This is a genomic window from Paenibacillus sp. 1011MAR3C5 (assembly GCF_003591485.1).
Lineage (GTDB): Bacteria > Bacillota > Bacilli > Paenibacillales > Paenibacillaceae > Pristimantibacillus.
In genome coordinates this window covers 861,419-880,983 of record NZ_QZCF01000001.1, presented here as the reverse complement: position 1 = coordinate 880,983, position 19,565 = coordinate 861,419, and the positions used below count along the sequence as shown (strand labels likewise).

Below are 19,565 nucleotides of genomic sequence, written 5' to 3'. Positions count from 1 at the left end.
GCATTTGGTTGAGAATAAGACGGAAGCGAAGAAAAGCGAGGGGAATAGTCTCCCCCGATTGAATGCAAGCGTTTTTCTGACGGAATTAAGCGTAAATAAGGCAAATTCCCATTTTGACAAAGTGGGAGGTTTCCGTGGAAAATCAGGAAGTCAAAAGAAAGTTAAAAATTCACATCGGCTGACTGAAAACAAAAAGAAAGCCCGACTCGTATAGAGATAAGGAGCGGGCACACACAAAATGGGGTTTTAAGGGGGCAATACCGTATGATTTTTACCGTAGTGTTTATTATCTTTCAGGTTGTACTGGCCTGTATCGCGGTGTACCAATTCTCGCTCTCCCTGTTCGGATTCATGAAGAATAAGAGCAGGAAGCGCCATGCGCCAAGCAAATCGTTCGCCGTGCTCGTAGCCGCGCACAACGAAGAAAAGGTAGTTGGCGCCCTAATCGAAAATTTGAAAAAGCTTGATTATCCGGAAGAATTGTTCGACATCTTCGTCATCTGCGACAACTGCACAGACGGCACAGCCGATATTGCCAGAAGCATGGGCGTGCACGCCTGCGAGCGGACGAACTACCATCTGCGGGGCAAAGGCTACGCGATCGAATGGATGCTCAAGGAGCTATGGGCGATGCCGCGCCAATATGACGCAGTCGTCATGTTTGACGCCGACAACCTGGTCAACCGCGACTTCCTGCAGCTGATGAACGACGATCTGTGCGAGGGCCATCAAGTCATTCAAGGCTACCTCGACACCAAAAATCCGGGCGACTCCTGGATTACGGCAGCTTACGCCATTACTTACTGGTACTGCAACCGCTTGTGGCAGCTGTCGAGAACCAACTTGAAAATGAGCAACTTCCTTGGCGGAACGGGCATGTGCTTCGAATCCAAACTGCTGAAGGAAATGGGATGGGGCGCAACGAGCCTTGTCGAGGATCTGGAGTTCTCCATGCGCTGCGTGAAGCGCAATATCTATCCGGTTCTGAACTACGACGCCAAGGTGTATGACGAGAAGCCGGTATCGTTCCGGGCTTCTGCGAGACAGCGCCTGCGCTGGATGCAAGGTCACTTCAACGTGGCCCGCAATTACTTCTTTCCGCTGCTGTGGGCGAGCATCAAGGAGCGCAACCTGGTTAAGTTCGACGCTGCGATCTATACGGTCTCCGTCTACAATACGCTGCTCGGCTTCCTGCTGACGGCTATCATGTGGATTGACATGGCGCTTCCTGCTCCTAATGTCATCCATTCGCTCTATGGCTACCTGCCATGGTGGCTGATTGGAGTAGTCATTGCTGCTACGGTGCTTCAATTCCCTGCGGCGATGATGATGGAAAAGGTGAGAAGCTGGAAGATGTACGTGCACTTGCTGACGCTGCCGTTCTTCCTGATCTCCTGGTGGCCGATTACGTTCTACGCGTTCTTCACTCAGAACAACAAGACGTGGAGCCATACGCAGCATACGCGCGTTGTCCGTATTGAAGAAGTGCAGAGCAAATAAAGCAGTCGCCGCTGTTGACATGCAATAGGCGATATGCTATAGTAATTCAGTATTGTGTAATGACATATTCGCACAAGCAGAAGCGCCCGCTTCTCACCTTTCAGCCCGGCTGACTGGTTCGCGATAATCGGATGGGTATGCTGACGTTCCTTCGGGGCGGCACTAGCAGAATCAATGAACGGTTATGAGATGCGGGTTCTAGCGAATCCGCATTTTTTTATTTGGATTAACAAGATCGTATACCATTTTGGAGGTGGCACGCTATTAGCAGAGAACATCAAATCAATGATGAAATCCGGGCCAGAGAAGTTCGTTTGGTAGGAGCGGATGGAGAGCAGATCGGCATTAAATCGATTCGCGACGCGTTGCAGCTTGCTGCTGACGCTAGTCTGGATCTGGTGAACGTTGCGCCGACGGCCAAGCCGCCGGTATGCCGCATCATGGACTACGGCAAATTCCGTTACGAGCAGCAGAAGAAAGAAAAAGAAGCGCGCAAGAATCAGAAGATTGTTGACGTGAAGGAAGTATGGTTCCGCGCCAACATCGAGGAACATGACTACCAAGTGAAATTCCGCAACGTTGTCAAGTTCCTGAACGAAGGCGACAAGGTGAAGGCTTCCGTCCGCTTCCGCGGCCGTGAGATCACGCATGCGTCGATCGGCCAGAAGATTCTGGAACGTCTGTCCAAAGAGGTTGCCGAAATATGCAATGTCGAGCGCGCTCCCAAGCTGGAAGGCCGGAGCATGATTATGATTTTGGCACCAAAAACCAACAGCTAACGGCTGGACCAACATTAAGGAGGATAAACTGACATGCCTAAGATGAAAACGCACAGCAGTCTGAAGGACCGCTTCAAAATTACCGGTACTGGTAAAGTGAAACGTTACAAAGCTTACAGAAACCACTTGCTTTCGCACAAATCGGGACGTCAAAAACGCGTTCTTGCGGGTCAACCGCTTATGGCCGCAGGCGACGTTCGCCGTTTGCAGCAAGGTCTTTCCAACTTGAAATAATGATCGTATAAGATACAAATTCAACCTACAGGAGGTTTCCACTCATGGCAAGAGTTAAAGGCGGCTTTGTCCGCGCTCGTCGTCGTAAAAGAATTCTAAAGCTGGCTAAAGGTTACTTCGGTTCGAAACACCGTCTGTTTAAAACAGCGAAGGAGCAAGTAGGCAAGTCCCTTATGTATGCTTACCGCGACCGTCGCAACAAAAAACGCGACATCCGCAGACTGTGGATCGTTCGTATCAACGCAGCTGCACGTGTGAACGGCCTGTCCTACAGCAAGTTCATGCACGGCCTGAAGCTTGCGGGCGTAGAAGTTAACCGCAAGATGCTTGCTGACCTGGCAGTGAACGATATCTCTTCGTTCAACTCCCTGGCTGGCGTTGCCAAACAAAAAATCAACGCTTAGTGAACCTGAGCGTATCAAGAGGCCTCGCTACCTTCACAACCGTGACGGCGGCGGGGCCTCTTTGCGCTTGCCTGCGGACAAACATACAGTCATGCCGCCGCCTCCCCGAATACATTGAAGAATAACGGGAAAGGAGGGATTTGGCATGCGTAATAATGTTTCCAGGGCACAAGTGCGGAAACTGGTCGGCAAATCCATCTATGCAATGCGCAAGGACGGTTCCGTTGTTTCGGGCAAGCTGGTTGCGCTTCGAGGCAACCGATTGATGATGTCTTCGGGCAAAGGAAGAGGCTCGAAGGGAAAGAAAGTGAAAACAAAGGCATTTTTCTTATGGCCGTTGCTTCTGTTTGATTTGCTAGCCATCGGAACACTACCGTTCTGGGGCGGTGGCTTCGGCTATGGCGGCGGTTATGGCGGATACGGCGGCGGGTACGGCGGATGTGGCTGCGGCGTACCGTCTTGCGGCGGCTGCGGTTATGGCGGCGGTGGCGGAGGTTATCCCGGCGGCGGATATTTCAACGGGTACTGATAAGAGTTAGCTACAAGGATGGCGAGGCCAGCGGTTTAAGCAGTTCATAACATTGAAGCTCCGGAACATACCGGACGGTGTGATAGCCGAGCTTGTTGTAGAAGTGATGGGCTCTGCCATTGATCCGGTCGACGAACAGTCGGGCCACATGGCAATGACGCGCTTTGCCGAAGGCCTCGGCATGCGCCATCAAAGCAGTGCCGTAATGCCGTCCGCGATGCTCCGGGTGCGTTACGAGCATGTCGACGATGAGCTGATTTTGATGCACATAGAAATGAACGAAGGCGACCGGGGGGCCGAATTTGGACCTTGTTGCAACATAAGTATTGCCTTTGCGGAAGCGCTTCGGCAGCTCGCGTATCATACGGGCATCAAGCGGTCTCGCAGTATGGGACATCGGAATCAGCTCTGTCCGGATGAGCCGGACAAGCTCGGCATCATCGGTTCTTGCTTTGCGTGCGCGAATCATGGCATCCTTCCATTCTACGCTGCGCCTTTGCATGGCGCAGTTGCATGGGATTGCCTCTCTGGGGCTACACTAGTATATGAGCATTTGTGCAAGGTTGTGTGCAAGCGCGCAGGAACGCGGCAAAATAACGGGAGCCTTGTTCTTGACGAACTGTCAGAATCGGCATATAATAATGAAAAGTCATATCAATCGGCAATGATGAGGACGAAGTGTTAAGGGCTCTTTTGCTCAGAGAGCGATCGGATCAGCTGCAACCGACGCCAAAACCCCTTTTCTACGAGCTCACCTCGGAGCTATCCTCCTGAAAAGCAACCCAGGTTGCGTATTAGGGAGCATCGCAGGGCAAGCGTTACAGTGCCAATGGTAGAACGTCGATATGTGCACAGCGTTCTTACCTATGGAGGTTATATATCGGGAGATATATAACGAATTTGGGTGGTACCACGGAAGATCAACCTTTCGTCCCTTCAGCTTTAAGGCTGAGGACGAAAGGTTTTTTTGTTTTTTCTTGAGAGGAGGAAGACTGATGGCAACGCAAGGTGCAACATTAAAGTCGAAAGAGGAATTAATCGAGAAGCTCTCTAAGCCTGAAGTGATCTCGGGTTCGGAAATTCTGCTTCGGAGTCTTCTGCTGGAAGGCGTGGATTGCGTATTTGGTTATCCGGGCGGAGCGGTTCTCTACATCTATGACGCGATGCACGGAAATCCCGACTTCAATCACTTGCTCACCAGACATGAGCAAGGCGCGATCCACGCTGCGGACGGCTACGCCCGGGCCAGCGGCAAAGTAGGCGTATGTATCGCTACTTCGGGACCGGGGGCGACGAACCTCGTGACCGGTATCGCAACAGCTTACATGGATTCTGTACCGCTTGTCGTCATTACGGGCAACGTCATGTCGACCTTGATCGGCACAGACGCCTTCCAGGAAGCGGACATTACCGGCATTACGATGCCGATTACCAAGCATAGCTACCTTGTTCGCAAGGTTGAAGATCTGCCGCGCACGATCCATGAGGCATTCCATATTGCCAACACAGGACGCAAAGGCCCGGTACTGATCGATATTCCGAAGGATGTATCGGCAGCGAAGACGCTGTTCCAGCCGGTGAATGAAGTCAGCATTCGCGGATACAATCCGACAATCTCACCGAACAAGCTGCAAGTGGACAAAATGATTAAAGCGATTCAGGAAGCGAAAAAACCGCTTATTCTGGCTGGCGGCGGCGTAGTCTACTCCGGAGCGCATGAGGAATTGCTGGAATTCGTAACGAAGACGGACATTCCGATTACTACAACTCTGCTAGGCCTTGGCGGATTCCCGAGCGGCAACGATCTTTGGATCGGGATGCCGGGCATGCACGGCACATATACAGCGAATATGTCGATTCAATCGGCGGATCTGCTCATTAATATCGGAGCTCGCTTCGATGACCGGGTAACTGGGAAGCTTGCCGGCTTCGCGCCAAATGCGAAGATCGTCCACATCGATATCGATCCGGCAGAGATCGGAAAGAACGTTCCGACGGACATTCCGATCGTAGGCGACGTCAAGACGGTACTGGCACAGGCTAACAAGCTGGCCGTTCGCGCTGACCAGGCTGACGCATGGAGAGCGGACATTCAGGCTTCGAAGAAGCAATACCCGTTCCGCTATATCGATTCCGATACGGAATTGAAGCCGCAATGGGTCGTGGAGATGATTCATGAGACGACGAACGGTGATGCGATCGTTACGACGGACGTAGGCCAGCATCAGATGTGGGCCGCGCAATATTATCCGTTCAACAAGCCGCGTTCCTGGGTAACTTCCGGCGGTCTCGGCACGATGGGCTTCGGCTTCCCGTCGGCGATCGGCGCGCAGATGGCCAATCCCGACCGCGTAGTCGTATCCATCAACGGCGACGGCGGCATGCAGATGTGCGCACAGGAGCTTGCGATCTGCGCAATCAACAATATTCCGGTTAAGGTCGTTATTCTGAACAATCAGGTTCTAGGCATGGTTAGACAGTGGCAGGAGCTGATCCATGAGAACCGGTTCAGCCACATTGATCTGGCAGGCAGCCCTGACTTCGTCAAGCTGGCTGAGGCATATGGCGTAAAAGGCTTCCGCGCTTCGAACAAAGAAGAAGCACGCACGGCATGGGAGGAAGCGATGCGTCATCCGGGTCCGGCCGTTGTCGAGTTCGTCGTACGCAGAGACGAGAACGTGTATCCGATGGTAGCCCAAGGAAGCACCATCGATCAAATGATCATGGGGGATTCGGAATGAAGAAGCATACGATTGCAGTCATCGTCAATGACCAGCCCGGCGTCCTGCAGCGCGTATCCGGCTTGTTCGGACGCCGCGGCTTCAATATCGAGAGCATCACGGTAGGCACGAGCGAGGAGCAAGGCCTCTCGCGTATGGTCATCGTTACCTCGGGCGACGATCATACGCTTGAGCAAATTACGAAGCAGCTGTACAAGCTGATTGATGTGATCAAAGTTATTGATCTCAGCGCGAACGCAATGGTAGCGCGCGAGCTGGCGCTGATCAAGGTGCATGCAGAGCCGGCATCCCGCCCGGAAATTCTGGGCGTCGTCGAGACATTCCGCGCCGCAGTCGTCGATATCGGCACGCACTCTCTGATGGTGCAGGTGGTAGGCGATACCGAAAAGATAGATGCCATGATCGAGCTGATGAAGCCTTATGGCATCCGCGAGCTTTCACGCACTGGTGTTACTGCGCTTAACCGCGGTAACGTGAAGCAATAATATTTTCAGGCATGTAATAGCTAGAACTTACTCGATACTGTGAACATCCCGTTTTGAGCGGGAGTTTAAGAGGGGAAGCACGGAGACCTTGGTTTCTCGGCTCTCCGCTTAAACACCCGCTCAAAAGGGTTAAATTAAAGGAGGCAATTATTCTCATGGCAGTTACATTGTATTATGAAAAAGACGCCGATCAAGGCGTACTGCAAGGTAAAACAATCGCAGTTATCGGTTACGGAAGCCAAGGCCACGCACAAGCACAAAACCTTCGCGACAGCGGCTTGAAAGTTGTTATCGGTCTTCGTCCGGGCAAATCCGCAGACGTAGCAAAGAAAGACGGCTTTGAAGTACTGACAGTTGCAGAAGCGACTAAAGTGGCTGACGTTGTTCAAATCTTGCTTCCGGATGAGACGCAAGCGAAAGTATACAAGGAAGAAATCGAACCGAACCTGAAGCAAGGCGCGGCTCTGATGTTCTCCCACGGCTTCAACATCCACTACGGACAAATCGTGCCAAGCGCGGACAAGGACGTATTCCTGGTTGCTCCTAAATCGCCTGGTCACATGGTTCGCCGTACGTACCAAGAAGGCTTCGGCGTTCCAGGTCTGATCGCGATCCATCAAGATGCTACCGGCAATGCAAAGGCAATTGGCTTGGCTTATGCAAAAGGCATCGGCTGTACGCGTGCCGGCGTTATCGAAACTTCGTTCAAAGAAGAGACAGAAACAGATCTGTTCGGCGAGCAAGCTGTACTTTGCGGCGGCGCTTCCGCGCTTGTTAAAGCAGGCTTCGAAACACTGGTTGAAGCAGGCTACGCTCCTGAGATGGCTTACTTCGAGTGCTTGCACGAGCTGAAGCTGATCGTTGACCTGATGTATGAAGGCGGTCTGGCTACTATGCGCGACTCCATCTCCAACACAGCTGAATACGGCGACTACGTTACAGGTCCTCGTATCGTGACGGAAGAGACGAAGAAAGAGATGAAACGCGTTCTGGAAGATATCCAATCCGGCCGTTTCGCTCGCGACTTCATCTTGGAGAACCAATCCGGCCGCGCTATGCTGACGGCTACTCGCCGTAACGAAGCTGCTCATCCAATCGAGCAAACAGGCGCGCAACTTCGCGAACTGATGCACTGGATCAAGAAATAATTAAGCATTAAGTCATATACTTGATGTAATAGGATCAACAAATCCCGGTTCACCGGAGCGCATGCCAGGTCCGTTATTCACTGCCTTGCAATGTCCGCTCCGCGTGCGATCGGGATCATTCTGTTCATGGAGGTAGAAGACATAATGCGGAAAATATATATTTTCGATACAACGCTTCGTGACGGTGAGCAATCTCCTGGCGTCAACCTGAATACGAAGGAGAAGGTGGAGATCGCCCTGCAGCTGGAGAAGCTGGGTGTCGATCGTATGGAAGCTGGATTTCCTGCGGCATCCCCGGGCGACCTGGCAGCCGTTAACGCGGTTGCGCGCGCGGTGAAGAACGCTACCGTTATTGGCTTGTCCCGCTCGCGGGAGCAGGATATTGATGCCGTACGCGAAGCGCTGAAGGGCGCGCAGGATCCGTGCATTCATTTGTTCCTCGCGACAAGCCCGATCCACCGGAAGCATAAGCTGCGGATGGAGAAGGAGCAGGTGCTGGAAGCGGCGGACCGCGCTATTCGGTATGCAAAGCAATACTTTGACAAAGTTGAGTTTTCTCCGGAAGACGCGGGCCGTACGGAGCTTGATTTCCTCTGCCAGGTAACGGATATGGCGATCAAGGCTGGCGCGACTGTCGTCAACATTCCGGATACGGTCGGTTATTTGAATCCTTTGGAATTCGGCAACATCTTCAAGACGCTCAAGGAGCAGGTGCCGAATATCGAGAAGATTCAGCTAAGCGCTCATTGCCATGACGATCTCGGTATGGCGACAGCGAACTCGCTGGCAGCGATTATGAACGGAGCGGACCAAATCGAAGGCACCATTAACGGCATCGGCGAGCGCGCGGGCAACACAGCGCTTGAAGAAGTGGCTATGGCGCTGGCGACTCGTCCAGACTTCTTCGGAGCCCAGACGACGCTGAACCTGAAGGAAATTGCGAAGACCAGCCGTCTTGTCAGCAAGCTGACAGGGATGCCTGTTCCGGGCAACAAGGCGATCGTCGGCGCCAACGCCTTCGCGCATGAGTCCGGCATTCATCAGGACGGCATGCTGAAGGAGAAGACGACGTACGAGATTATCTCCCCGGATGCAATCGGTCTGAAGGAATCCAAGCTCGTGCTTGGCAAGCATTCCGGCCGCCACGCCTTCCGCGAGAAGCTGATCGACCTTGGCTACGAGCTGGAGGATGAAGCAGTGAATGCGGCGTTCGCCAAGTTCAAGGATTTGGCCGACCGCAAGAAGGCTGTTAATGACGAGGATATTCGCGCTCTTCTCGAAGAGAAGCTGACGGATACGCCAGAAGTATTCACGCTGGAGACCATCCAGGTTCACTATGGCAATCAATCTACGCCAAATGCGACTGTACGCGTCCGTACAGCTGAAGGCGAAGTGCGTGAAGAAACTGCTGAAGGCAACGGCTCCGTCGACGCGATCTACAATGCAATTGACGCTGCGACGAAGGAAGCGGTCGAACTGGAGGACTACTCCATCAAGTCCGTATCCCAAGGCAAGGACGCATTAGGCGAAGTGCATGTCGTGCTGAAGCAGGACGATGTGTCGGCGCAAGGACGCGGACTTAGCACGGATATTCTGGAAGCGAGCGCACGGGCGTACCTGGATGCGGTCAATCGTCTGATTGACAAGCGCAAGTCGCCGGGCCGCCGCGACAAGATGAGCCTTATTTAAAAGGAACGGCAGTGGCGGATCGGCCGCCGCATCATTAAAAACACGACGGAAAGCAAGTTGAACGCCTGCATGGGCTCACTTGTGCCGTCGTGTTTTTTGTTCCCAGTAAAGCTTGAATATTGTGAAGGTCAGCTTGGAGACAAAAACCAGCCTACAAAAGCGAACAGCGCCATGTATTGGAGCAGCAGCATCAGATATATTCTGCGCCATAGCTTGCGCTGCCGGGGAATAAGCCGTTCAAAGCGCGGGCCTGCCGTTTGATCCAGCTTCAAGGCTTGATAGAGCAGCACGTTGCAGCCGAAGGGGATGAGCAGTCCGGTGAGAGCCCAGAGCAAGGAACGCTCCAAGCGGTACAGTACGATAGATAGATAGATTTGAAATAGCCCCATGATCACGACCATGCCGAATAGCGCTTCATTTGTGTTCCATTCAATCATTGCGTTTCTCCTTCAACGGATGTGCGAACATCCATAAGATCATAAGCTGCAAAATCGAAATCCAGCCAATAAACAATATCGCGTCTCGGCTTAAAGAATCTATAAACTGGCGCAGCAGCGCAAGCGGTTCGGTGAACAGATGGACGGAGTGAAAGCGCAGAAACCGCCCGATAAAAATACCAACGCTCTCCAATAAGACAAATATGAGCAAAGCAAGCGCGCCCAAGCGTTTTCCGGCAAACAGTCCTCGCACTTGTTCAACCATGATGACGTAGAAAAACAGAGCAAGCAGCACGCCGGCAACCAGCAGAAAGAAATGCCACCATTCCCGGAAGGCAAGCCCGGCCGTATAACGGAACGGGAAAGCGTTCAAATGAATGAGATCGGTCACAATATAGAAGACATTGGGCGACATTAGCAGGAACAGCAAATAAACGAACAACCCTGCCGGCAGCTCCGCTTTGGAGCGAGGGCGAAACAACGGCAGCAAATAGGAAATTTCCAACGCGGCGAAGGCAAGGAACGAATTGAAAATCATAAAGGAAAACGAGTTTTCCGTTACAATCAGTAAGGCCAGATAGGCGAAATAGAGCAATCTTGCTTTGTTTCGTACAGTCATGTGTTCATTCATTAGCATGGAACAACCTCATCTCGCAATTTTGATCCGGGCAAACAACTCTATGAACCCTGACGAAAAGAAGCCGCCCCGGGTTGCACATTCGGGTAAAAGACATAGCAAGACATTCATAGCCTTATAGCTAATGACTATAAAGCTCATAGATTTTATATCTTTGTCTTAAACTCTCTTTTGTGGTACAAATGATAATAGACTGAGAAAGATATAGAGGAGTGTTCGTGAAAATGGCAGACGTTAAAAAAATTGCGGTTCTAGGCGGCGACGGCATCGGCCCTGAGGTCGTTGGCGAAGCGTTGAAAGTATTGAAAAAAACAGAGGAATTGTTCGGCTACCAATTCGAGACGGAGGATGCTTTGTTCGGCGGCATCGCGATCGATGAGAAAGGAACTCCGCTTCCGCAGGAGACGCTTGAGCTTTGCCAGAAGGCAGACGCGGTTCTGCTTGGTGCGGTAGGCGGTCCGAAATGGGACAACAACTCCAAGGAGCTGCGTCCGGAGACTGGTCTGCTTGGTATCCGCAAGGCGCTTGGTCTGTTCTCCAACATTCGTCCTGCGACGGTATTCGATTGCTTGAAGGATGCGTCTACGCTGAAGCCTGAAGTGCTGGAAGGCACAGATCTGATCGTCGTGCGCGAGCTGACGGGCGGCATCTACTTCGGCGAGAAGTTCCGCCGTGAAGGCGCGAACGGTGAAGAAGCAGTCGACACTTGCGTATACAACGTACAAGAGGTTGAGCGTATCGTACGCCAGGCCTTTGATATCGCTATGACTCGCGGCAAGCGTCTGGCTTCTGTCGACAAGGCAAACGTACTTGAGACATCCCGCCTGTGGCGTGAAGTTGTTAACCGGGTTGCGGTTGAATACCCTGAGGTTGAGCTAGAGCATGTACTGGTCGACAACTGTGCAATGCAATTGCTTCGCCGTCCGTCGAGCTTTGACGTTATCGTAACAGAGAACATGTTCGGCGACATCCTGAGCGACGAAGCAGCTATGCTGACGGGTTCCATCGGCATGTTGTCCTCTGCTTCCCTGGGCGAAGGCAGCTTCGGCTTGTACGAGCCGGTACACGGCTCTGCTCCTGACATCGCTGGCCAAGGCATCTCGAACCCGATCGCAACGATTCTGTCCGTTGCGCTCATGTTCCGTCTGACGTTCGGCTACCACGATGCGGCGAAGTCGATCGAGGACGCGGTTAAGAACGTACTTGACGCCGGCCATCGCACAGGCGACATTGCGGTAGACAAGAGCCAAGCGATTGGCACAACGGCAATGGGCGATCTGATCGTTGCTGCAATGGCGAAGTAATAGTTCTCCCGATATAACAAGCTAAAACAGATATGGCGGTGCCAAGGAGGCGACTCCTGGCATCGCTATTTTTGTTTCGTTGTACGCAATTATCCGTAACGATTGCAACAATCCGTTACGTATTCTCGTTCTTAGAAGATATAGCAGCTGGAGCAAACGGAGCAAGAAATATTCTGGAGAAGCGATAGCGTTCGCCTTTGTATCCGGATTCCAGACATTGCGGCCTCGTTCAAGGAATCTGGATACAACAGCGATCGTAAGAAGGTTTCTTGCGCAGTGGCGGTTACGAGCTATGGGTCGCAAGCTTTTATAACGCTGGTCGTGAATGACAGCCAAGAAATATTAATGTTTCAGTAACAGTAATTATGTTTATAGACATATAGCTGAGAGAGCAAACGGAGCAAGAAATATTCTGGAGAAGCGATAGCGTTCGCCTTTGTATCCGGATTCCAGCCATTACGGCATAGTTCAAGGAATCTGGATACAACAGCGATCGTAAGAATGTTTCTTGCGCAGTGGCGGTTACGAGCTACGATTGGGTCATGTAAGGATATCGTGTAGCGTGTGCAAGCCATGATCGGCGGGAGTTTGAAACGTTGCACATGATGAGGAATTCCTAATGAATGCCTCGCGGGCAGGAATTTCGACGCCGTATAGCGAATACATAATATCTTAAGCGACCTAAGCATCGTCGCCTTCTATCATCCATATACGCAGTCCATAAAGTAAGGAGCGTGGCGAGATGAGCTTTTGCTGTGGAGCCAGCATGATTGGAACCAAAGGAACACTAAAGCATTTTCATACGCATATTCATAATGTGCCGATTACGTTTTGTCCAGTATGTCGTCGCGTAGACGTTCATTATTTGGCTCAGCAGGAGTTTGACATATTAGCCGAATATGCGCATGGCGACGGCAGTGCGGAAGTAGACTTCGACGACTATGTCGACCGTGACGAACGCGCATTGCTGGAGAATTGCGTCAACCACGAAAGTGAAGAACCAATTGATATTGTACGAAGCCAGATTGATATGTCGCTTGACTTGCTCAGCTTTGCCAAGGCTATCGACGATAAGACGTGGCAGATGGAGCTCAAGAAGCGTTTGATCGTGCTGAACAGCAGACGCAACCGTCTGCTGAAGCGCCAATCTTCGGTATAGGATACGGGAAATATTCAGATGCCTCCCTTGCGGAGGCATCTCTCTTTTTGAAACGGGAAATAAATTAACTTTTTTTAATGATACCCCCGCAAAGCGCGGTGACTGTCACGAAATGATGTAGTAGCGAGGTGGAGCGGTTGTTGCTGATCCTGTTCAAGCGCTTTTTGCGCAAATCGGTTCCCTCCCAGGCTGTAACATCCGAGCTGAAGCTGGGACCGGAGCAGTACGTAGAGAAAATCCGACAAGGTAATGAAGGGCTTAGAGATCAATTCATTGCTGAGTATTATCCATATATAGCAAAACTAACAAGCAGATTCTGCAAACGGTATGTTGATCCGAATAGAGATGATGAGTTCAGCGTGGCATTGCTTGCATTCAATGAAGCGATCAATCAGTATGATGCTGAAGCGGGAGCCTCGTTCCTCGGATTTGCAAAAACCGTCATACAACGTCGGCTTATTGACCATGCGCGGAAAGAGCAAAGGCATTTGCGAGCTATTCCTTACAGTACATATGATTCGGAAGGCGACGACGGAGCCGTATACAACGTGCTTGACACGAAGCAGGCGCTGGACGAACATGAGAATAATAGAGATATTAAGGAGAGACGCGAGGAAATCGAGGAGCTTAACCAGGAGCTTGAGCTGTTCGGCATTACGTTCCCTGAGCTCGTCGAGATATCGCCCAAGCATGCCGATTCGCGGCAGATGCTCATAGGCATCGCTGCCATGCTGGCTCAAAACGGACCGCTCATGGCGACTCTGAGGCTGACTCAGCGCATGCCGATCAAGGAATTGATGGAACAAAGCGGCGTTTCTCGTAAAACACTGGAGCGCAATCGCAAATATATCATCGCAATCGCGATTATTATGTCAGGATCTTACCCATATATGAATGACTATTTGGACATACGAATCAATCACACAACAGCAGGCAAGGAGGTGAGCAGATGAAGCGCGGGATCGTAATGAGCGTGCATGCTAAACATGCTGTTGTCATGACTGCCGAAGGCCAGTTTCTCCGCGCTCCTCTGCAAGGCTCGCCTCAGATTGGCGAAGAAATTGTTTTCGAGGAAGAGCAATCGGAACCTAGGCGTGTGAAGTGGAACCGGGTATCCATGCGCTACGCAGCGCTGGCGGCGACGCTTGGCATTATGCTGATAGCCGGGCTGGCCTATGCTTTTTCCGCGACGCATCCCGTCGTCGCATATTTGACAATGGATATCAATCCGAGCGTGGAAATCGGAGTTGACGGTGACGAGAAGGTTCGCAGGCTTCGCGCGTTGAACAAAGACGGTGAACAGATTATTGCGGGCATAGCCTACAAGGGCGTAGATGTAGAGACGGTTGCGGCTGCTATTCTGGAGCAGGCCAGCAAAGCGCATTATTTGGACGCGCCGCATAAGGATATCTTGATTACAAGCGTCCTGCTGAATGGAAAGAAGCAGCCGGGCTTGGAGTTCGAGTCCTTGCTTACGAGCAGGCTGGACGAGAAACTGCAGAAGTGGCTGGGCGAGCATACGGCTGCGAATCAAGCGGTGACGATTACAACCTTGTCCGTGCCTGAATCGCTGCGCGTGGAAGCAGATGCCAACGGCATCTCATCCGGCAAGATGGCGGTCTATCTAATGGCGAAATATGAAGGGCATCAGGTAGAGCTCAGCAAGCTGAAGGAAGAGTCGATCGATTCCTGGTCGGAGCCAATTGGCGGCATGAAGAGCATCGTGGATACGAAAGACGATGCCGCGACCAAAGAGAAGCTGGAGAAGCTTCTGGCCAAGGAGAAGAAGGAGCAGAAGGAGCAGAAGGCGCAAAGCGGGTCTGGCAGCGGGAAAGGATTGAAGCCAGCCCCAACTGCCTCTTCTAAGCCTTCGGCCAAGCCGTCCGTCAAGCCGACAGCCAGACCGTCCGTCAAGCCATCTGAAACCGGGAAGCCGAATCGGCATGGCTGGTGGCATGACCGGGACAAGGATGATCGCGATGATGACGACGAGGATGATGATGATGATTCTCGTACATCCTCCAGCAAATGGAACAACAGGGAAAACTACAAAAAATGGGAAAATGAAAATGGGTATAAGGGCCAGTATAACGGCTGGTCCAATTCGAATAATCAGAGTAACAAGAACAACAAAGACAATAAGAATGGCAAGGATAATAAGAGCGATAAAGATCATAAAAACAACAACAATTCCGGAAAAAACGGCAATTACGTGAATGGCTGGACTAAATACGGGAACGAAAATAAGGGAGAAAGCGACAAAAACAGCAATAAAAACGATCAAAAAGGAAATAAAAATAACGACCGTGACAAAGACTCCACTAAAAAAGGCAGCCGGAATGAGAAAGACAGTGATGATGACGAGGATGACCGGAGCGATAGAAACCGCGGCGGTTCCGACCGTGACCGCGACAGCGACAAGAAGCGCAGCGACGGAGATAATCAAAAGAGTTCATCTCGCGACAGCCGCCAGCATAGCGGTCGCGACTAACCGAATGCCCGCAAGCGGACAGCCTGTTGCTTGAGCACTAAGTCACAGCGGAAGGCAGTATCGCCTTGTTTTGCATCTAACAAAAAACGAGTCTTTACGACTATAAACCTTCCTGGTTTCGACAGGATTTCCGATTGACAGCCTTTGTAAAGTAAACCTATGATTAGTGGTAAGTTCATTCGTCCAAATTCATAGCTTTGCCGGGGAGGAGTAGTAGATGCAAGCCATTCGAAAGCGTTATTTCCCGGCGCTTGCCGAGTATATCCGGGGTGGTAAGGAAGCATCGCTTCATCATGCATACGAGCTGGGCAAACAACTTCAGGAGTTCAATCAGGAAGAGATAATAGCCGTACATGAAGAATGCATACAAGAACTCGCAGCCAACGTGGAATCCAAAGATGCCGTTCAGCTTTATCATCGTTCCTTTGTGTTTCTAATGGAGCTGATGGTAGCATGCCGATTTAAGATGGAAGTCAGCGCCGACGGCGAATTGCACGAGCCGTCATCCGCTCAGAAATTTATGGACATGAGGGCGCTCATGCTTCATTCGGACCGTTCGTTCGAGAGGGTTAAAAATAAATACGAAAACGTGCTGCAGCATATGGACAGCGGTATTGCGCTATTTGACAGCGACGGTATCCTGTCTTTTATCAACGTCCAAATGGCCAAGCTGCTGGATATTCCCAGAAAGACGCTGGTCGGCTGCAACATAAGAGAGATTCTGCTGCATCCGAAGCTTGCGATTACCTCCAAACGGACGATCCTTCGGCTATACCGGGAGATGTTCATGAAGCGAAGCCGCTATTATGAGTTCCAGCATAAGGACGGCAAGCATCTGCTTGCAACCGTCACTTACGGAGACCAGTTGGACGGGGATTTCCTGTTCAGCGTAAAGGATGTATCGGAATACAAGCAAATCGAACAAAGCGCGCTGCAGAACGACAAGCTTGCCATGTTAGGCAAGATTGCAGCAGCCATCGCCCATGAAATCCGCAATCCGTTAACGAGCATAAGAGGATTCATCCAGTTGCTTCGGCCTTACTTGCTAGAGGTGGGAAAGGAAGAATACGCGCGTATTATTTTGACGGAAATCGACCGCGCCAATGACATCATCTATGAATTTCTAAATTCCTCCAAGCCCTCCGCTCCTATGAAACAAGCCGCATCGATCGATCATCTCATCCGTGAAGTTGTTATGCTGACTGAAAGCGAATCCTTACTTCGAAATTGTGAAATTACCGTAGAATCCTATCATGTCGAAGCATACGTTTCGATTGATATCAAGCAAGTGAAGCAAGTGATTCTGAACATTGTGAAGAACGCGCTTGATGCAGTGGAAGAAATGCAAGCGGAGCGCAGAGGGAAGATCGACATTTTTCTTAGCAGCGACGGACAGTATGTGAAGATATTAATCAGAGATAACGGCAAAGGAATGGACAAAGCTACAATGAACAGGCTGTTCGATCCTTTTTTTACAACCAAACAAGCGGGGACCGGACTTGGCCTCTCCGTCAGCTATCGGATCATTCGCAATCATGGCGGCACGATCCGGGTAGACAGTCAAGTCGGAAGCGGGACAGAATTTATCGTCTATTTGCCATTGGCGGAATAAAGGTTTAGAATCGAATCGGGGTTTCATACCCCGATTTTTTGCTATATTCGAGAAACGAGGGATGGAATAATGGCGATTTCAATTAGAGCAGGAAACAGACAGGCGGGCGATGCGGCGCCTGATGCTCTCGTGCGTCTTATCATAGAAGAAGAATTAAAAGGAACTTCGGGGCTTGTACATCCTCAAATTGACGGACAGCTTCGCGGCGGTTATGCGAAGGGACTGTTCCAGGCGAAGCCGGAGCAAGTTGAATCTATGCCTTCACTTGGATTAGTAGAGCCGTCATATATTCTATTTATCGGTTATGAGCCAGGCTCCGGAGCAGACGGCTTGCGCCATGCCGGCGCTGCGGCGGCCAAAGCGCTGAAGAAAGTCCGTGCTGCCAGCGCAGAATTTCTTCTCGCGCCGTCTGCCCTGGAACAAGATCTTGGCGCTATCGGCGCGGAAGCGGCAGCACAGGCGTTGACGGAAGGGATTCTGCTGGCTCTGCATGACAGACAGCCGCTGAAGAAAGAAGAGCAAGTCCGCTTTGGTCTAGGAGAGATTGCTTATTGCTTCGAAAACGGCTTTGCCGGGTCTCAGGCTGACAACGGTCTATGGAAGCGGGGAGCAGACAAAGGCCAGATACTGGCAAGCAGCGTAGCATATGCCCGCGATCTTACGAATCTTCCGGGCAATGACTTAACGCCGGAGCGCCTGGCTTTCCACGCTGAGGAGCTTGCTTCGCAGTACGGTCTGGAGATCGAGGTCATCGACGAGTGGACGGCAGCCGAGCAAGGGATGGGCGGCTTGCTGGGAGTCGGTCAAGGCAGTGTCAATCCGCCAAGAATGATCGTCATCCACTACAAAGGAGCGCCGAATTCCTCTGAGGTATGGGGCTTGATCGGCAAAGGCATTACGTTCGATACAGGCGGCATTTCCCTCAAGAAGGCTGCGGGTATGGAGGAGATGATCTCGGATATGGGAGGCGCTGCGGCAGTGCTTGGTGCGCTTCGGGCATTGGCGGAGCAGAAGGCGGAAGTGAATGCGCTCGTGGTTGTTCCGACAGCCGAAAACATGCCTTCCGATCGCGCCTTGAAGCCGGGTGATGTGATTCGGATGATGAGCGGACATACGGTGGAGGTCGTGAATACAGATGCGGAAGGCAGGCTAGTGCTGGCCGACGCTCTCACCACGGCAATTCGCCGAGGCGCTACCAAGCTTGTTGACGTTGCGACGCTTACGGGGGCCGTTATGGTCACATTGGGTTATGAGGCGACAGGGGCTGTAACGAACAACGACGCGTTAATGACGGATGTGCTTCGCGCTTCGGAGCGTGCGGGAGAGCGAGTATGGCAGCTGCCTGCGTATCCGGAATTTTTGAAGGGATTGAAGAGCGACGCGGCCGACTTGAAAAACAGCGGTTCCCAGTATGGCGGAGCAAGCAAAGGCGGCATGTTCATCGGCTACTTTGCGGAAGGGCTGCCTTGGGTTCATCTGGACATTGGCGGCACCGCATGGCTGGAAGCTGCTAGAGGCTGGGAGCCAAAGGGCGGTACCGGAGTGATGGTGCGTACGCTTGTGGAATTGACGGCAGGAAAGCAAGCATAAGGCATACTTGAATCGGAGGCTCTATGACATACGAGGAATTGATGCTGCAACTGGAGAAGCTGGGCAGCGAGCAGACAAAAAGAACCTTTCTCAGGCACGGAGCCATGGAGCCGTTCTTTGGCGTCAAGGTCGGTGATTTGAAGAAGCTGGTTAAGTACGTGAAGAAGGACCAGAAACTTGCGGAGCAATTGTACGCTTCAGGCATTTCGGATGCGATGTATCTCGCAGGGTTATCCATTGATCCTAAGCAGGTATCAAAGGAATTGCTGCAGCAATGGGCGAACGAAGCCTATTGGTCCATGCTGTCGGAATATACAGTTGCCGGAGTTGCCGCGGAAAGCGCATATGCCAGGGAGCTTGCGCTGGAGTGGATGGATTCGCCGGAAGAGATGAAGGCGGCTTGCGGGTGGAACACCTATGCAGGATATGTGTCTATTACGCCTGACAGCGAGCTTCCGATCGGAGAAATCCGTGAACTGCTGGCTAGAGTGCGCAGAGATATTCACAGCGAGAAGAATAGAGCGCGTTATACAATGAACGGCTTCGTGATCGCTGTCGGTACATATGTCAGGGAGCTTCATGAAGAAGCGATCGACATAGGCAAGGCCATTGGGGAGGTTCATGTCGATGTTGGCAATACCGCTTGCAAAGTGCCTTTAGCCGAGGAATATATCGCCAAATCATCCAGTAAGGGCAAGATTGGCGTGAAGAAAAAAACCTGCATTTGCTAATCGTTCGCGCCTTATGATGCAAGGACTTGCCATTGATGCTTTAAATGCATGAAACCGATGCCAATATGGTTATGGAAGGCAAGCGGTTATTGTAC

At 51.6% G+C, this 19,565-nt stretch carries 19 protein-coding genes; 16 read left to right on the top strand and 3 right to left on the bottom strand.

The window, feature by feature from the left end; genetic code table 11:
* Nucleotides 1-264: 264 nt before the first annotated feature.
* The 5 genes from D3P07_RS04005 to D3P07_RS03985 all read left to right on the top strand — a co-directional run bounded on the left by D3P07_RS04005 (nt 265) and on the right by D3P07_RS03985 (nt 3,446).
* The gene (locus tag D3P07_RS04005; protein WP_397334522.1) at nt 265-1,500 is read left to right on the top strand and encodes a glycosyltransferase family 2 protein; all 1,236 of its coding nucleotides are present in this window, start codon (nt 265-267) and stop codon (nt 1,498-1,500) included.
* A gap of 281 nt (nt 1,501-1,781) precedes the next feature.
* Entirely contained in the window at nt 1,782-2,279 is a 498-nt protein-coding gene (gene infC / locus D3P07_RS04000; protein WP_119798771.1) for a translation initiation factor IF-3, read from the top strand.
* 33 nt (nt 2,280-2,312) lie between these two features.
* On the top strand, nt 2,313-2,513 hold the full coding sequence (gene rpmI / locus D3P07_RS03995; RefSeq protein WP_068682086.1) for a 50S ribosomal protein L35: 201 nt from the start codon (nt 2,313-2,315) through the stop codon (nt 2,511-2,513).
* A gap of 44 nt (nt 2,514-2,557) precedes the next feature.
* A complete protein-coding gene (gene rplT / locus D3P07_RS03990) occupies nt 2,558-2,917 on the top strand; it encodes a 50S ribosomal protein L20 (protein ID WP_119798770.1) in 360 nt (119 codons plus the stop codon).
* Nucleotides 2,918-3,062: 145 nt separating this feature from the next.
* Nucleotides 3,063-3,446 carry a hypothetical protein gene (locus tag D3P07_RS03985; protein ID WP_119798769.1) on the top strand — a complete coding sequence of 128 codons (384 nt, stop codon included), beginning with the start codon at nt 3,063-3,065 and terminating at the stop codon, nt 3,444-3,446.
* Nucleotides 3,447-3,456: 10 nt separating this feature from the next.
* On the opposite strand, the gene D3P07_RS03980 is transcribed toward D3P07_RS03985, so the two are convergent.
* Nucleotides 3,457-3,915, bottom strand: a complete 459-nt coding sequence (locus D3P07_RS03980) for a GNAT family N-acetyltransferase (RefSeq protein ID WP_182914169.1) — start codon at nt 3,913-3,915, stop codon at nt 3,457-3,459.
* A gap of 526 nt (nt 3,916-4,441) precedes the next feature.
* On the opposite strand from D3P07_RS03980, the gene ilvB reads away from it, so the two are divergent.
* From ilvB to D3P07_RS03960, 4 genes are all read left to right on the top strand, one after another.
* On the top strand, nt 4,442-6,187 hold the full coding sequence (gene ilvB, locus D3P07_RS03975) for a biosynthetic-type acetolactate synthase large subunit (protein ID WP_119798767.1): 1,746 nt from the start codon (nt 4,442-4,444) through the stop codon (nt 6,185-6,187).
* Nucleotides 6,184-6,672, top strand: a complete 489-nt coding sequence (gene ilvN, locus D3P07_RS03970; RefSeq protein ID WP_119798766.1) for an acetolactate synthase small subunit — start codon at nt 6,184-6,186, stop codon at nt 6,670-6,672. Before ilvB ends, ilvN begins: the two co-directional genes overlap by 4 nt.
* Nucleotides 6,673-6,827: 155 nt before the next feature.
* Nucleotides 6,828-7,820, top strand: coding sequence for a ketol-acid reductoisomerase (gene ilvC / locus D3P07_RS03965; RefSeq protein ID WP_119798765.1), 993 nt, complete (start codon nt 6,828-6,830; stop codon nt 7,818-7,820).
* Nucleotides 7,821-7,964: 144 nt separating this feature from the next.
* Nucleotides 7,965-9,509, top strand: a complete 1,545-nt coding sequence (locus D3P07_RS03960; protein ID WP_119798982.1) for a 2-isopropylmalate synthase — start codon at nt 7,965-7,967, stop codon at nt 9,507-9,509.
* Between the two features lie 128 nt (nt 9,510-9,637).
* On the opposite strand, the gene D3P07_RS03955 is transcribed toward D3P07_RS03960, so the two are convergent.
* Nucleotides 9,638-9,946, bottom strand: a complete 309-nt coding sequence (locus tag D3P07_RS03955; RefSeq protein ID WP_119798764.1) for a hypothetical protein — start codon at nt 9,944-9,946, stop codon at nt 9,638-9,640.
* Nucleotides 9,939-10,583 (bottom strand): DUF1361 domain-containing protein, encoded by a 645-nt coding sequence (locus D3P07_RS03950; RefSeq protein ID WP_259391329.1) that lies wholly within the window; start codon nt 10,581-10,583, stop codon nt 9,939-9,941. The genes D3P07_RS03955 and D3P07_RS03950 overlap by 8 nt, the downstream gene beginning before the upstream one ends.
* 224 nt (nt 10,584-10,807) lie before the next feature.
* Between D3P07_RS03950 and leuB the strand changes: the two genes are divergently transcribed.
* From leuB to D3P07_RS03915, 7 genes are all read left to right on the top strand, one after another.
* Nucleotides 10,808-11,887: a 3-isopropylmalate dehydrogenase gene (gene leuB / locus D3P07_RS03945; RefSeq protein WP_119798763.1), complete on the top strand. Its 1,080-nt coding sequence runs from the start codon at nt 10,808-10,810 to the stop codon at nt 11,885-11,887.
* A gap of 742 nt (nt 11,888-12,629) precedes the next feature.
* Nucleotides 12,630-13,046, top strand: coding sequence for a hypothetical protein (locus D3P07_RS03940; protein ID WP_119798762.1), 417 nt, complete (start codon nt 12,630-12,632; stop codon nt 13,044-13,046).
* A gap of 128 nt (nt 13,047-13,174) precedes the next feature.
* Nucleotides 13,175-13,999 carry an RNA polymerase sigma factor SigI gene (sigI, locus tag D3P07_RS03935; RefSeq protein ID WP_310732518.1) on the top strand — a complete coding sequence of 275 codons (825 nt, stop codon included), beginning with the start codon at nt 13,175-13,177 and terminating at the stop codon, nt 13,997-13,999.
* Complete coding sequence (locus tag D3P07_RS03930) at nt 13,996-15,537, top strand: anti-sigma factor domain-containing protein (protein ID WP_119798760.1); 1,542 nt, start codon at nt 13,996-13,998, stop codon at nt 15,535-15,537. The genes sigI and D3P07_RS03930 overlap by 4 nt, the downstream gene beginning before the upstream one ends.
* A 217-nt stretch (nt 15,538-15,754) precedes the next feature.
* Nucleotides 15,755-17,149: an ATP-binding protein gene (locus D3P07_RS03925; protein ID WP_119798759.1), complete on the top strand. Its 1,395-nt coding sequence runs from the start codon at nt 15,755-15,757 to the stop codon at nt 17,147-17,149.
* 69 nt (nt 17,150-17,218) lie between these two features.
* Complete coding sequence (locus tag D3P07_RS03920) at nt 17,219-18,739, top strand: leucyl aminopeptidase (RefSeq protein WP_119798758.1); 1,521 nt, start codon at nt 17,219-17,221, stop codon at nt 18,737-18,739.
* A gap of 23 nt (nt 18,740-18,762) precedes the next feature.
* On the top strand, nt 18,763-19,470 hold the full coding sequence (locus tag D3P07_RS03915; RefSeq protein WP_119798757.1) for a DNA alkylation repair protein: 708 nt from the start codon (nt 18,763-18,765) through the stop codon (nt 19,468-19,470).
* Nucleotides 19,471-19,565: the final 95 nt, after the last annotated feature.